This is a genomic window from Pseudomonas sp. S44, assembly GCF_016624805.1.
Taxonomy (GTDB): Bacteria; Pseudomonadota; Gammaproteobacteria; order Pseudomonadales; family Pseudomonadaceae; genus Aquipseudomonas; species Aquipseudomonas machongensis.
Window position 1 is genome coordinate 84,573 of the sequence record NZ_JACVTY010000003.1, and the last position, 13,363, is coordinate 97,935.

Genomic DNA, 13,363 nt, shown 5'->3' on the forward strand with positions numbered 1-13,363 from the left:
CATGGGCCTGAATCAACAGTGGATGCAGCGCGACCTCAAGGTCCTGTGGCACCCCTGCACCCAGATGAAAGACCACGAGAGCCTGCCGCTGATCCCGATTCGCCGCGGCGAGGGTGTCTGGCTCGAGGACTTCGAGGGCAAGCGCTATCTGGACGCGGTCAGCTCCTGGTGGGTCAACGTCTTCGGCCATGCCAATCCGCGCATCAACCAGCGCATCAAGGATCAGGTCGACCAGCTCGAACACGTCATCCTTGCAGGCTTCAGCCATCAGCCGGTGATCGAGCTGTCCGAGCGCCTGGTGGCCATGACCCCGGCCGGGCTGGATCGAGTGTTCTACGCCGACAACGGCTCGTCATGCATCGAAGTGGCGCTGAAGATGAGCTTCCACTACTGGCAGAACAAGGGCCAAGGCGCCAAGAAGCGCTTCGTCACCCTGACCAACAGCTACCACGGCGAAACCATCGCCGCGATGTCGGTCGGCGATGTGCCACTGTTCACCGAAACCTACAAGGCCCTGCTGCTCGACACCATCAAGGTGCCCAGCCCCGATTGCTACCTGCGCCCTGAAGGCATGGGTTGGGAGGAACACTCGCGCAACATGTTCGCAGCCATGGAGCAGACCCTGGCCGAACACCACGCCACGATCGCCGCGGTCATCGTCGAGCCGCTGATCCAGGGCGCTGGCGGCATGCGCATGTATCATCCGGTCTACCTCAAGCTGCTGCGCGAAGCCTGCGACCGTTACGGTGTGCACCTGATCCATGACGAAATCGCCGTCGGTTTCGGCCGCACCGGCACGATGTTCGCCTGCGAGCAGGCCGGTATCCGCCCAGACTTCCTCTGCCTGTCCAAGGCCCTGACCGGTGGCTACCTGCCACTGGCCGCCTGCCTGACCACCGATGACGTGTACCAGGCCTTCTACGACGACTACCCGACCCTGCGCGCTTTCCTCCATTCGCACAGCTACACCGGCAACCCGCTGGCCTGCGCAGCGGCACTGGCGACCCTGGACATCTTCGAGCAGGACCAGGTGATCGACGCCAACAAGGCGCTGTCGGCGCGCATGGCCAGCGCCACCGCGCACCTGGTCGATCACCCGAACGTGGCCGAAGTGCGCCAGACCGGCATGGCTCTGGCCATCGAGATGGTCAAGGACAAGGCCGGCAAGGTCGCCTACCCGTGGCAGGAACGCCGCGGCCTGAAGGTCTTCGAGCATGCCCTGAGCCGCGGCGCGCTGTTGCGTCCGCTGGGCAGCGTGGTGTATTTCCTGCCGCCCTACGTGATCACCCCGGAGCAGATCGACTTCCTGGCCGAAGTGGCCAGCGAAGGCATCGATATCGCCACCCGTGACAGTGTCAGCGTGGCGGTGCCGGCCGATTTCCATCCCGACTTCCGCGATCCAGGCTAGGCCTCAGTCCCCACGCGCACCCTGTGGGAGCGGGTTTACCCGCGAATACGATGGTGGCCGCACCGCCGCATTCGCGGGTGAACCCGCTCCCACAGGGTCCATGCCCACCCTGCCACAGGGTCCATGTCCACCCTTTGCCCCGAGCCGAACCATGAGACTGTCCCGTTTCTTCATCGACGCCCCCCTGAGCCTTGGCGAGCACGAGTTGCCCGAGGCCCAGGCCCACTACATCGGCCGCGTGCTGCGCATGAGCGTCGGCGCCGCCGTGCAACTGTTCGACGGCAGCGGCCAGGAATACCTCGGCCAGTTGCTCGAAGTGGGCAAGAAATCCGTGCGGGTCAGCCTCGACCAGGCCCTGCCCGGCCAGCCCGATTCGCCGCTGCACATCCACCTCGGCCAGGGGCTGTCCCGTGGCGAGCGCATGGACTGGGCGATCCAGAAAGCCACTGAGCTGGGCGTCAACCAAATCACCCCGATCGTCAGCGAGCGCTGCGAAGTGCGTCTGAAGGACGAGCGCGCCGACAAGCGCCTGGCTCACTGGCGCCAGGTGGCGATCAGCGCCTGCGAACAATGCGGGCGCTCCACGCTGCCAGTGATCCACCCGCCGGTGACCCTGGCCGAATGGTTGAAAGACAGCGATGCCGATCTCAAGCTGGTCCTGCACCCGGTGGCCGAGCCGCTGACCAGCCATGACAAACCGACACGCCTGGCCTTCCTGATCGGACCTGAGGGTGGCTTGAGCGATGCCGAAGTCGATCAGGCCAAGGGCGCCGGCTTCCACGCCGCCCGCCTCGGCCCTCGCGTACTGCGCACCGAGACGGCGCCGGTGGTGGCGCTATCGGTGGCGCAGCAGCTGTGGGGCGACTTCTAAGCTCAGCCTCTATAGCACGTAGAAGTACACCGCGACGAAGTGCATCAGGCTGCCAGCGATGACGAACAGGTGCCAGATGCCGTGCCAGTGGCGAAAGCGGCTGTCGAAGGCGAAAAAGATGATGCCGACGGTGTACAGCACACCGCCGGCCGCCAGCCAGGCAAAGCCAGCGCCACCGAGGCTGTGGAGCAGCGGCTTGACCGCCACCAGCACGATCCAGCCCATCACCGCGTAGATGATGATCGAGAGGATCCGTGCCTCGGAGCGCGGTTTGATCTCCTGGAGCATGCCGATCACCGCCAGGCCCCATACGATGCCGAACAGGCTCCAGCCCCAGGGCCCGCGCAGACTGACCAGGCAGAACGGTGTATAGCTGCCGGCGATGAGCAGGTAGATCGACAGGTGATCGAGCTTGCGCATGACCACCTTCGCCCGGCCGCGCGTGCTGTGATAGAGCGTGGAAATGCTGTAGAGCAACAGCAGCGTAAAGCCGTAGATGGAGAAACTGACGATCTTCCAGGGGTCGCCCTGCAAGCCCGCGACGACGATCAGCCAGATGGCACCGATACAGGCCAGGACAGCACCGACCAGGTGGGTCCAGGCGTTGAAGCGTTCACCGTAGTACATGCAGGCTCAGACCTCCCCAAGGTCAATGGGTTCCTGGCGGGCATTGGCGCGACAGGGCCCGCATGAGCATCATCCTACTGCGCCGAAGGTTGCAGATCCGCGTCACGCACCAGCCGCTCGAGCGCCGCCAGGTCCGGCACTCGCGCCACTTGCTCGCCCACCTGCACCGCCGCCAGCTCCAGCGCCCCCAGCGGCACGTCCACATAGTTCAACTGGCTGTCCAGCTTGCACGAGCGCGGGATCCCCTGCAGCAGCAGCGCCAGGTAGCGCAGCCCGGTATCGCCCAAGGCGTTGAGCACAACGATCCGCGCCCGCTCGCCACACGGCGTTTCACCGCCACAGGCGGCCTCGAAGCCTATCAGCGGCAGACACTGCTGGCGCCAGTCGATCCAGCCCATGTGCCAGGCCGGCTCATGCAGTTCGCAGACGAACGCACGCTCGCCGATCAGCTCGGCCACCGCAACGTTGGGCAGCACCAGGGTGCGGTCGCCCAGGGGCAGCAACAGCCCGGTAAGGCTGCTGCGCTGACCGGCGATATGTTCAAGCATGAGGCTGGCTCCAGTGGGCGATGCTCTGCAGCAGGAGCGACTCCTGGTAAGGCTTGCCGAGGTATTCGTTAACGCCGATGGCCATGGCCCGGTCGCGGTGTTTCTGCCCGGTACGCGAGGTGATCATGATGATCGGCAAGTCGTGCAGGCGGTTGTCACGCCGCACCCGCGTCGCCACTTCGAAGCCGTCCATGCGCGGCATCTCGATGTCCAGCAGCAGCACGTCAGGGCGGTGTTCCTCCAGCAGGGCCATGGCGTCGACTCCATCCTTGGCGGTCAACACGCTCATGCCGTGACGTTCCAGCAGGCGGCTGGTGACCTTGCGCACGGTGACCGAATCATCGACCACCATCACCAGCAACGGACGCCGCGCCGCCGGGCCGAACAGCTGGCGCCGCTCGCCGTCACCCACCGGCAACCGCGCCAGGCGTCGCTGCTGGCCGCGCAGCTGACCGAGCAGGTCGAGAATCAGCACCACCCGCCCATCACCGAGCAAGGTCGCACCAGACAAGCCCGGGACCGCAGCGAACTGTGGCCCCAGGCTTTTCACCACGATTTCGCGGCTCGGCGACAAGCCATCGGCCTGGATCGCGAACGACTGCTCCTGGGCATGCACCAGTAGCACCGGCAAGGGCAGGCTTTGCCCCAGCAGGCGCGGACGGCCGACATCCTGCAACAGCTCGCCCAGGTAGCGCAGGTCGTAGGCGTGCCCTGCATAGCGATAGCGCGGCGGATCCAGCTGGTAGCAGGCCTCGAGCTCGGCGGGCGGCACGCGGACGATGCCCTCGATGGTGTTGAGCGGGATGGCGTACTGCTCCTCGCCCAGGTGCACCATCAGCGCCCGGTTCAGCGATACCGTGAACGGCAAGCGGATCTGGAAGCGTGCCCCCTTGCCTGGGCTGGACTCGATGCTCATCGAGCCACCCAACTGCTTGACCTCTTCATGGACCACATCCATGCCCAGCCCGCGCCCGGAAATCTGGGTGATCTTCTCGGCCGTGGAGAAGCCCGGACGCAGGATGAACTGCAAGATCTCGTGATCGCTGAGCTGCGCCTGCGGCGCCAGCAAGCCGCGCTTGATGGCCTTCTTGCGAACCGCCTCCAGCGGCACCCCGGCGCCGTCGTCGCTCATCTCGATGACGATGTCGGCGCCCTCGTGGAGCAAGTTGAGGTGGATGGTGCCCTGCTCCGGCTTGCCTGCCGCCAGGCGCACCTCGCGCGGCTCCAGGCCATGGTCGACGGCATTACGCAGCATGTGCTCCAGCGGCGCGACCATGCGCTCGAGCACGCTGCGGTCCAATTCGCCCTCGGCGTTGCCGACCACCAGTTCGACCTGTTTGCCCAGCTCGCTCGCCACCTGCCGCACCACGCGCTGCAGGCGTGGCACCAGGCGCTCGAAAGGCACCATCAGGGTGGCGGTCAGGCCTTCCTGCAACTGACTGTTGACCCGCGCCTGCTGCTGCAGCAGGCCATGCGCCTCCTGGGCCCGCAGGGTCAGGGTTTCCTTGAGGTCGAGCAAGTCGGAAGCCGATTCGAACAAGGCCCGCGACAGCTGCTGCAACTGCGAATGGCGGTCCATTTCCAGCGGGTCGAAATCGTCGTAGGCGTCGCCCTCGGCCTGCCAGCGGCTGGACATGCGGCCCTGGGTTTCGTTGTCCAGGCGCAGCAACTGGTCGCGCATGCGCTCCAGGGTGGTTTCCATTTCGCTCAAGGCGAACTGTGCATCGTTGACCTGCTGCTCGATGCGACCACGAATGATCGCGTGCTCGCTGGCCAGGTTGCCCAGGTCGTCGAGCAGTTCGGCATCGACCTTGACCATGTCCCCCGGCGCTCGCTCGGGTGCAGCGCTCGGCACATCGAGCGGCGCGGCCTCCACCGGCGGCTGGCCGGCGGCGCTGTCGGTCAGCGCCGCACTGGAGAAGTTGCGAATGTAGTCGATCAGCGCCGTTGCCGCGTGCAGCGGCTGCCCCAAACGTACGGCGTCGAGCATGTGCGCGAGACGGTCGTGGCAGTTCTGCAGCAGGCTGAACAGCGCGGGCGTCGGCGGCAGGCGGCCAGCAGCGAGCAGTTCGTAGAGAAACTCCAGCTCATGGGCCAGGTCGCCGATGGCGGCGATTTCCACCATGCGCGCGCCGCCCTTGAGGGTGTGCAGGTCGCGCAGCAGGTTTTCCACCTCGACACTGCTGCGCGGGTCGGCCTGCCAGCGCGCCAATGCAGCCGCAGCGCTTTCGACGATGTCCGAGCTTTCTTCGAGGAAGACTTCCAGCAGCTCCTTGTCGCCGGGTGTTTCTGCCCCCTCCGGCTCGCTGACCGGCGCATGGCGGAACTCACGCAACTCGCCGAGCAGTGCCACCGCAGAAGACGGCAGCTCGCCCTGGCGCAGGCTGTCGAGCATCTGGCCCAGCGCCGCATGGCTGCGCTGCAGCAGCTCGAACAGCGCACTGCTGGCGGCCAACCGCCGATCGACCAGCCCTTCGTAGAGCAACGCCAGCTCCTGGGCGAGCACTTCGATGGCGCCAATCGCGGCCATCTGCGCACCGCCGCGCAAGGTCTGCACATCGTGCTGCAACGCGGACACCGCCGAGCTGGCTTCCGGCTCCTGTCGCCAGCGCTGCAAAGCCTGATCGGCGCTGTCGAGAATGTCGCCGGCCTCGTCGAGGAACAACTGCACCACTGCCGGCTCCGGCAGGTCCATGGCCGTGGCCAGCGGGGTCACGCCCTGCTCGCCCACCAGCCCGGTTGCCGCCGGGTCGAGCGCCCCGTCCAGCAGCGCACGCAAGCCATCCAGGCACTCGCTGCGCGGGGTGACCTCCTGCCCGGCGGCAATCTCGTCGAGCATGTCGATCAGGGCTTCGTGGGCCTGCCGCGCCTGGGCGAAGAAATGCCCGTTGGCGACCAGGCTGCCCTCCTCAACCGCCCCATACAGATCGAGCAGCGCTTCGCAGAGCTCATCCACCTGCCAGAAATCGGCCAGGTGCGCACCATGGGCCAGGGTCGTCAGCTCATCAAGCAGCGTGTCCAGCTCCTGGCGTTCGCGCGGATGCTCCTGCCAGCGCGACAACAGCGACTCGGCATCAAGCAGGATATCCATGCCCTGAGCCAGGAAGCTGGCGATCAGTTGTGGATCACGACGGTTGCGGCGGGTGTGCGGCGCTGCGTCCTGCAGCACCGTCAGGCGTGCATCCACCGCTTCGCCGACCTTCTCGATCAGTTGCGCAGCGCCAGGAATCGGTGCCAACGGTGTGCGCTCAAGCTGGGCCAGGCCCAGCTGGAACAGGCTGCGCGACGCTTCCAGCCATTCGATATCCGCCACTTCCAACGGCAGTTGGTGCGCCTTGTACTCACGCGCCAGGCGGTCGAAGGCGGTGGCAAGCTCTGCGATCGGCATCACCCCGGCCATGGCAGCGCTGCCCTTGAGGGTATGCAGCGCGCGTTGCAGGCTGTCGCTGACCGGGGTGTCCTGGCCTTTGGCAGTCGTAAGGAAACTGTCGAGACTGGCCAGATGGCCCTGGGCCTCGTTGCGAAAGATCTCCAGCAGTTGCGGATCGAGCCCGTCACTGTCGCTGGCAGACGCGGTGTCGTTGACCGCCAGGGCGTGCAGGTGGCTGCTGAGCTGTTCGACATCGGCCAGCCGGGGTATCTGACCAACCGCAAAGTCGGCGAGCAGGTCTGGCAGGTGCACAAAGGCCTGTTGCAGCGCCACGGCGCCCTCGCCGCTGAGCACGATGCGTCCTTCCAGCACACGGTTGAGCAGATGCTCGGCGCCCCAGGCCAGCTCGGCCACGGCGCCTGCGTGCACCATCCGCCCGCTGCCCTTGAGCGTATGCAAGGCACGGCGCAGTTCGACAAGCGCGTCGCGTTGCTGGTTGTCGGCACGCCAGCGCAACCATTGGCGTTCGATCTCCGGCAGCAGCTCAGCGGTTTCCTCCAGGAACACTTCGCGCAGCTCATCGTCGATGCCGTCATCGGCACGCTGCGGCTCAGCCTTAACCGGCTCTTGGCTGCAGTGCAGGCCAAGGGCGGCCAGACTGGCGCAGGCCATGTCGAGAAAACGCTGGGCATCGGCCAGCGGATCGGCGACACGCCATTGCAGGTAGCACTCCACCGCACTCAGGGCCTCGGCCAGGTGGGCCAGCTCCTGCTCCGGTGGCTCCTGCTCAAGATGCGACAACCAGCCTTGCACATAATCGGCCGACACCCCGAACACCTCGGAGGCGGTCGGCAGCATCAGCATCGCCAACGCGCCACGCACCTGCTGCAGCAGGCCCGGCAGGGGCTGCAGACGCTGGCGCGGCCAACCGGATTCCAGGCAGTCGCCGATCAGGTCCTTGGCCTGCTGCAGCACCGAGAGCGACTCCTCGAACACCCGCTGGCGGATCTCGGTCACGTCCGAGCCGGGCATGCCGCCTTCCAGGCCCTCGGCAAGGCCGCCGACCATGCCGTTGAGCGTCGCCTCCACGTACAACAGGGCACCAGCCACATCCATCAGCACCGCATCGTCCACGGCACGTTCGCCCTGGGCCAGGGCCTGCAAGGCGAGCACCTGGTCGATGATGACCCGGCGCGGCTGCTGGAAGCCCAGCACTGCGAGGGTATCGGCAACATGGCGCAGCGGCGCGATCAGCACATCGAGTGGGTCGCGCTGCTCGTTATCCCCCCGTACGAAGGGGTCGAGCCGCTCCTTGATCCGCACCAGGTCGTCGCACAGGGCAGTGATCACCGAGCGCAGGGCATCGCGGCCCTGACCGGCCTGCAACTGGTCGCGCCAGTTGCCCAGCGACAGGTCGAGGTTGGCCAGATCGTGGGCCCCCGCCAGGCGCTGCGCCGCCTCACCCATCAGGCTGTCCTGGGCCAGCGGCTCGGCGCCGCGGCACAGGCGCAACTGATTGAGCAACGGCAGCACCACCAACGGCAGGTCGTGGCGCGCGCCCCGCAGGCGCTCAAGGTAGGGCGGCAATTGCTCAAGGCCGCGGAACAGCGCACCCAGGCAATCGCCACGCGGGCTGACCTGGCCCTCGAAGAGGGCACGCCCGAGCAACTCCAACTCCTCGGCCAGGCGCGCCGCGCCATTGAGCTCAAGCATCGTCATGCACCCTTGCACCTGATGCAGGTTGTCGACGAAGAACCCCAACAAGGCCGGGTCGCCCGGCTCGCTGGAAAAACGCTCCAGCGCTTGGCGCGCCTGGCCCAGGCAATCGGCGATGGCCGCCTTGGTCCAGCTCAGGGCGACCGTGTCGTGACGCTCGGGGCTCATTGCCGTAACGGCCATAGACCTCTCCTCAGCGCCGCTCGGCCGGGGCCGGCAGGGTGAAACCAGACACCGAACGGCGCATCTCGCTGGCCATTCTGGCCAGGTGACGGATGCTGTCGGCGGTAGCGCCGGAACCGGCGGAGGTCTGCGCAGTGATCTGCTGGATCACCGCCATGGTGTGGGAAATCTGCCCGGCCGAGGATGTCTGCAATTGCGCCGCGTCGGAAATGCTGTGGATCAGCTCGGCCAGGTTCTGCGACACGCCCTCGATTTCGGCGAGGGCCACGCCTGCGTCCTGGGCAAGACGTGCACCACGCACCACTTCGGCGGTGGTCTGTTCCATGGAGATCACCGCTTCGTTGGTATCGGCCTGGATGGTTCGCACCAGCGCTTCGATCTGTCGGGTGGCCGACGACGAACGCTCAGCCAGGCGCTGCACTTCGTCAGCGACCACAGCAAAGCCGCGCCCGGCTTCACCCGCGAGCGAAGCCTGGATTGCCGCATTGAGGGCCAGTATGTTGGTTTGTTCGGCAATGTCGTCGATCAGGCTGACGATGTCGCCGATTTCCTGGGAAGACTCCCCCAGACGCTTGATGCGCTTGGCGGTGTCCTGGATCTGTTCGCGGATGTTGTCCATGCCATGGATGGTGTTGTGCACCACCTCGTTACCCTTGTTGGCGATGGCCACCGAACGCTCGGCGACCTTGGCCGACTCGTAGGCGTGGGCGGAAACCCGGTCGATCGACTCGACCATGTCGCCCACCGCCAGCGACGCCTCGCTGATCTGGTCGGCCTGGTGTTCCGAGGCCTTGGCCAGCTGGCGTGCGGTGTTCTGGGTGTCCTGCACCGCAGCGGCGACCTGCTCGGCGCTGTGGTTGATGGTCGCCACCAGGTCGCGCAACTGGTCCACCGAGAAGTTGATCGAGTCGGCAATGGCGCCGGTGAAGTCTTCGGTGACCGACACCGTCACCGTCAGGTCGCCATCGGCCAGTTCTTCGATTTCATCGAGCAGGCGCATGATCGCCTGCTGGTTGCGCTCGTTCTTCTCCGCCGTGTCGCGTAGTTGGCGGTTGGTGGCGCGGACCATCACCAGGCCGATGAGGATGATCGAGGCCAGCGCCAGCAGGCCGAGCACATAGCCGCCGACGGTGTCGAGGGTGCGCCCGGCGAGGTTCTCGAAACCGTTGGCCAGGTGCGAGGCTTCGTCGAGCAGGGTCTGCGACAGGCTGAAGATGTTGCTCGCGGCCTCGCGCACCCGCAGCAGCTCCGGTGAAGTCTCGAGAATTTCGTCGACCGAGCCGGAAACGAACTGGAACAGCTCGGCGATCTCGGCCAGGCGCGCACGCGCGTCCGGGTCTTCGACACGGGTCACCTGGATCGCCGGATTGCCACCGAGCATGCCCTCGAGCACCTGGCCGAAGCGGCTGGCATCACGGCCGAAGGTGTCGGCGGCCTGCACCGAGGTATCGTCACCGGCCAGCACGGTATTGACCGAACCGAGAATCCGCTCGGCCAGCAGCAACTGGCGCTGGGCCACGGCCACCTGGCTGGCCGGTGCACCGCTCTGCAGCAGGATTTCCACGACCTTTTCATACTCGACCTGCAACTGTGGCACGGTTTCGGCCAGGGTCGCCGCCACCTGATGCAAGGACAGCACGGTCTGCTCGCTGGCCAGGATGGTGTCGGTGTTGCGCCGCAGGTTTTCCCAGTCCTGGCGCACCGCGTCCATCTCGTCGCGCACCGTGGCCGGCGCTGGCGGCAGCCCGGTGGCCTTGTCACCCTCGCGCAGGTACTTCCAGCGGCGCTCGAAATCGTTGCGTGCATCGGACAGCAGCCGGAACGCCAGGGCCTTGCCCGCCGCCGCCTCGGTGGCGTTCTTGGCGATGCGCTGGGACAGCACGCGCAACTCGCCGGCATGGCCGATGTACTGCTTGTCGTGGTTGGACTGGGTGTTGAGGTAGGCGAAGTTGGCGAACAGCAGCACGATCGACAGGATCAGCACCACGAACAGCACAGTGATCTGCGCGGTGCTGCGCGGGCGCTGGGCCACGGCTTCGGGAACGACGGTTGGAGCGGGCTTGTTCACTGTCGCAGGGTCCTCTACAACGCCACATCGAGAAAGCCTGGCGCCTGGGCCAGGGCGAAGGGGCTGAAGATCGCCCAGTTGCGCTCACGCTGGAAATGCCCCTGGACGAAACGCGCCGCGGCGCGGATCAGTGGCTGCGGGGGCGACAGCTCCAGGCTGCTCAGGTCGAAATGCTGCAAGCCGACCACTTCATCCACCAACAGGCCGACGAACAGGTCGTCATGGTCCAGCACCAGCACGCGGCGCTGCTTGCCCGAGGCCGCCGGCCCAAGGCCGAAGAACGCCGACAGGTCCATCACCGGCAGCAGGCGACCGCGCAGGTTGGCCACGCCGCACACCCATGGCTGCACCCCAGGCACTCGGCTGCTGCGCGGCTCGCGCAACACTTCAGCCACCTCACCCATGGGGGCGACGAACCACTGCCCGGCGATGCGAAAGCCGATACCGCTCCACTGCTGCAGGCGCGTGTCCTGCAGCGGCTGGTCGGCCACCAGCAGGCGGCAGCGGCGGTCGATGTCCAACAACAGCTCGAAGGCGGTCAGCGACGCACCCTGGGGGCGTGTGGTCAAGCGCCCAGCACCTCTTTGAGCTTGGCGATCAGCGCGTCCTCTTCCACCGGCTTGGTCAGGAAATCGCGAGCGCCCTGGCGCGTGGCCCAGATGCGGTCGGTTTCCTGGTCCTTGGTGGTGACCACGATCACCGGGATGGCGCTGGTTTCAGGGTCCTTGCTGAGCTGGCGGGTGGCCTGGAAGCCGTTCATGCCGGGCATGACGATGTCCATCAGCACCGCATCCGGCTTGTCCTGGCGGGCCAGGGCCACGCCATCGGCACCGTTGCTGGCCTTGAGCACCTGGTAGCCATGCTTCTCGAGCCATTCGGTCAATCTGTACATCTCTGTCGGCGAGTCGTCGACAATCAGCACTCGGGCCATACGGTTTCCCCATCAGGAAAATGAAGACCGCGCCAGGGCGGGCGCGGTCAGGGTGCGTGTTGTGCCTGCACGGCGAATTCGGGCACGTGGGCACGGATCGCGTCGAGCAGTTCTTCCTTGCTGAACGGTTTGGTGAGGAACTGATCGGAGCCGACCACCCGGCCGCGGGCCTTGTCGAACAGGCCGTCACGCGACGACAGCAGGATCACCGGAATATCCTTGAACGCACTGTTGTGCTTGATCACCGCACAGGTCTGGTAACCGTCCAGGCGCGGCATCAGTACATCGACGAAGATGATCCGCGGCTTGTGATCGACGATCTTGGCCAGGGCATCGAAACCGTCGCTGGCGGTGATCACCTCGCAACCCACCTCGCCCAGCAGCATCTGGGCGGTGCGGCGGATGGTGCGGGAATCGTCGATCACCATCACCTTCAGGGGCTGTTCCATGAAATGCGTCACCCATCGCCAAGCCAGGAATGAAACCTCGAGGGCTGCCATGCAGCGCTCTGACTGGCATTTTTAACACAGTCCGGGTAGGCATTCCATCTGCCTCCCCCCTTGACCGGCCGCGTTCCCGGCGCCACCCTGAGCCACTTTTCTTTCGTGCCATCGCGGCCACCTGCCGCCAAGAGGAATTACCCCATGAGCGTTCGTCTCGGGATTGTCATGGACCCCATCGCGTCCATTTCCTACAAGAAGGACAGCTCGCTGGCCATGCTGCTGGCGGCGCAGGAGCGTGGCTGGAGCCTGTTCTACATGGAGCAGCGCGACCTCTACCTGGGTGCCGGCCAGGCCCGTGCGCAGATGCGACCGCTGAAAGTGTTCGCCGATCCAGCCCGCTGGTTCGAGCTGGGCGATGAGCAGGACAGTGCGCTGAGCGAGCTGGACGTGATCCTGATGCGCAAGGATCCCCCCTTCGACATGGAGTTCGTCTACAGTACCTACCTGCTGGAGCAGGCCGAGCGCGAAGGCGTGCTGATCGTCAACAAACCGCAGAGCCTGCGCGATTGCAACGAGAAGCTGTTCGCCACGCAGTTCCCTCAGTGCATGGCGCCGACCCTGGTCAGCCGCCGCGCCGACATCCTGCGCGCCTTCGCCGCTACCCATGGCGATGTGATCCTCAAGCCGCTCGACGGCATGGGCGGTGCATCGGTGTTCCGTCACCGCCAGGGCGACCCGAACCTCTCGGTGATCCTCGAAACCCTGACCCAGCATGGCCACCAGCAGATCATGGCGCAGGCCTACCTGCCGCAGATCGTCGATGGCGACAAGCGCATCCTGATGATCGACGGCGAGCCGGTGCCCTACTGCCTGGCACGCATCCCGGCCAGCGGCGAGACCCGTGGCAACCTGGCCGCCGGTGGCCGTGGCGAAGCCCGTCCGCTGACCGAGCGCGACCGCTGGATCGCCGCCCAGGTTGGCCCGACCCTGCGCGAAAAGGGCCTGCTATTCGTCGGCCTGGACGTGATTGGCGACTCGCTGACCGAGATCAACGTCACCAGCCCGACCTGCATCCGCGAGATCGATGCTGCCTACAACACCCATATCGGCGGCCAGCTGATGGACGCCATTGATCGCAAGCTCAAGGCGCGCTGACCACCGACGCGGAGCAAAACCCTGGAGTGGGGTATGATGCCGG

At 66.0% G+C, this 13,363-nt stretch carries 10 protein-coding genes; 3 read left to right on the forward strand and 7 right to left on the reverse strand.

Going from position 1 to position 13,363, the window contains the following annotated elements; translation table 11 throughout:
- Window position 1: 1 nt before the first annotated feature.
- Together IAE40_RS04525 and IAE40_RS04530 are read left to right on the forward strand one after the other, a co-directional pair.
- Window positions 2-1,408 carry an adenosylmethionine--8-amino-7-oxononanoate transaminase gene (locus IAE40_RS04525; RefSeq protein WP_197892024.1) on the forward strand — a complete coding sequence of 469 codons (1,407 nt, stop codon included), beginning with the start codon at window positions 2-4 and terminating at the stop codon, window positions 1,406-1,408.
- 151 nt (window positions 1,409-1,559) lie between these two features.
- On the forward strand, window positions 1,560-2,279 hold the full coding sequence (locus IAE40_RS04530; protein ID WP_197892025.1) for a 16S rRNA (uracil(1498)-N(3))-methyltransferase: 720 nt from the start codon (window positions 1,560-1,562) through the stop codon (window positions 2,277-2,279).
- 9 nt (window positions 2,280-2,288) lie between these two features.
- Here IAE40_RS04530 and trhA read toward each other — a convergent pair whose 3' ends face one another.
- The 7 genes from trhA to IAE40_RS04565 all read right to left on the reverse strand — a co-directional run bounded on the left by trhA (window position 2,289) and on the right by IAE40_RS04565 (window position 12,171).
- Complete coding sequence (gene trhA / locus IAE40_RS04535; protein ID WP_063546544.1) at window positions 2,289-2,906, reverse strand: PAQR family membrane homeostasis protein TrhA; 618 nt, start codon at window positions 2,904-2,906, stop codon at window positions 2,289-2,291.
- 74 nt (window positions 2,907-2,980) lie between these two features.
- Window positions 2,981-3,454: a chemotaxis protein CheW gene (locus IAE40_RS04540; protein ID WP_054894834.1), complete on the reverse strand. Its 474-nt coding sequence runs from the start codon at window positions 3,452-3,454 to the stop codon at window positions 2,981-2,983.
- Complete coding sequence (locus IAE40_RS04545; RefSeq protein ID WP_234465063.1) at window positions 3,447-8,723, reverse strand: hybrid sensor histidine kinase/response regulator; 5,277 nt, start codon at window positions 8,721-8,723, stop codon at window positions 3,447-3,449. The genes IAE40_RS04540 and IAE40_RS04545 overlap by 8 nt, the downstream gene beginning before the upstream one ends.
- 10 nt (window positions 8,724-8,733) lie before the next feature.
- A complete protein-coding gene (locus tag IAE40_RS04550; RefSeq protein ID WP_370671316.1) occupies window positions 8,734-10,755 on the reverse strand; it encodes a methyl-accepting chemotaxis protein in 2,022 nt (673 codons plus the stop codon).
- Between the two features lie 50 nt (window positions 10,756-10,805).
- Window positions 10,806-11,360, reverse strand: coding sequence for a chemotaxis protein CheW (locus IAE40_RS04555; protein WP_197892026.1), 555 nt, complete (start codon window positions 11,358-11,360; stop codon window positions 10,806-10,808).
- Entirely contained in the window at window positions 11,357-11,722 is a 366-nt protein-coding gene (pilH, locus tag IAE40_RS04560; RefSeq protein ID WP_012274551.1) for a twitching motility response regulator PilH, read from the reverse strand. Before pilH ends, IAE40_RS04555 begins: the two co-directional genes overlap by 4 nt.
- A gap of 47 nt (window positions 11,723-11,769) precedes the next feature.
- Window positions 11,770-12,171 (reverse strand): response regulator, encoded by a 402-nt coding sequence (locus tag IAE40_RS04565; RefSeq protein WP_054894851.1) that lies wholly within the window; start codon window positions 12,169-12,171, stop codon window positions 11,770-11,772.
- Between the two features lie 195 nt (window positions 12,172-12,366).
- Here IAE40_RS04565 and gshB point away from each other — a divergent pair, with 195 nt between their 5' ends.
- Window positions 12,367-13,320 carry a glutathione synthase gene (gene gshB / locus IAE40_RS04570; RefSeq protein WP_151926002.1) on the forward strand — a complete coding sequence of 318 codons (954 nt, stop codon included), beginning with the start codon at window positions 12,367-12,369 and terminating at the stop codon, window positions 13,318-13,320.
- Window positions 13,321-13,363 lie beyond the last annotated feature (43 nt).

Excerpts from the sequence above, each read along its gene's own strand:
- IAE40_RS04525 (WP_197892024.1), top strand. The coding sequence starts at position 2 with ATGGGCCTGAATCAACAGTGGATGCAGCGCGACCTCAAGGTCCTGTGG.
- IAE40_RS04530 (WP_197892025.1), top strand. The coding sequence starts at position 1,560 with ATGAGACTGTCCCGTTTCTTCATCGACGCCCCCCTGAGCCTTGGCGAG.
- trhA (WP_063546544.1), bottom strand. The coding sequence starts at position 2,906 with ATGTACTACGGTGAACGCTTCAACGCCTGGACCCACCTGGTCGGTGCT.
- IAE40_RS04540 (WP_054894834.1), bottom strand. The coding sequence starts at position 3,454 with ATGCTTGAACATATCGCCGGTCAGCGCAGCAGCCTTACCGGGCTGTTG.
- IAE40_RS04545 (WP_234465063.1), bottom strand. The coding sequence starts at position 8,723 with ATGGCCGTTACGGCAATGAGCCCCGAGCGTCACGACACGGTCGCCCTG.
- pilH (WP_012274551.1), bottom strand. The coding sequence starts at position 11,722 with ATGGCCCGAGTGCTGATTGTCGACGACTCGCCGACAGAGATGTACAGA.
- IAE40_RS04565 (WP_054894851.1), bottom strand. The coding sequence starts at position 12,171 with ATGGAACAGCCCCTGAAGGTGATGGTGATCGACGATTCCCGCACCATC.
- gshB (WP_151926002.1), top strand. The coding sequence starts at position 12,367 with ATGAGCGTTCGTCTCGGGATTGTCATGGACCCCATCGCGTCCATTTCC.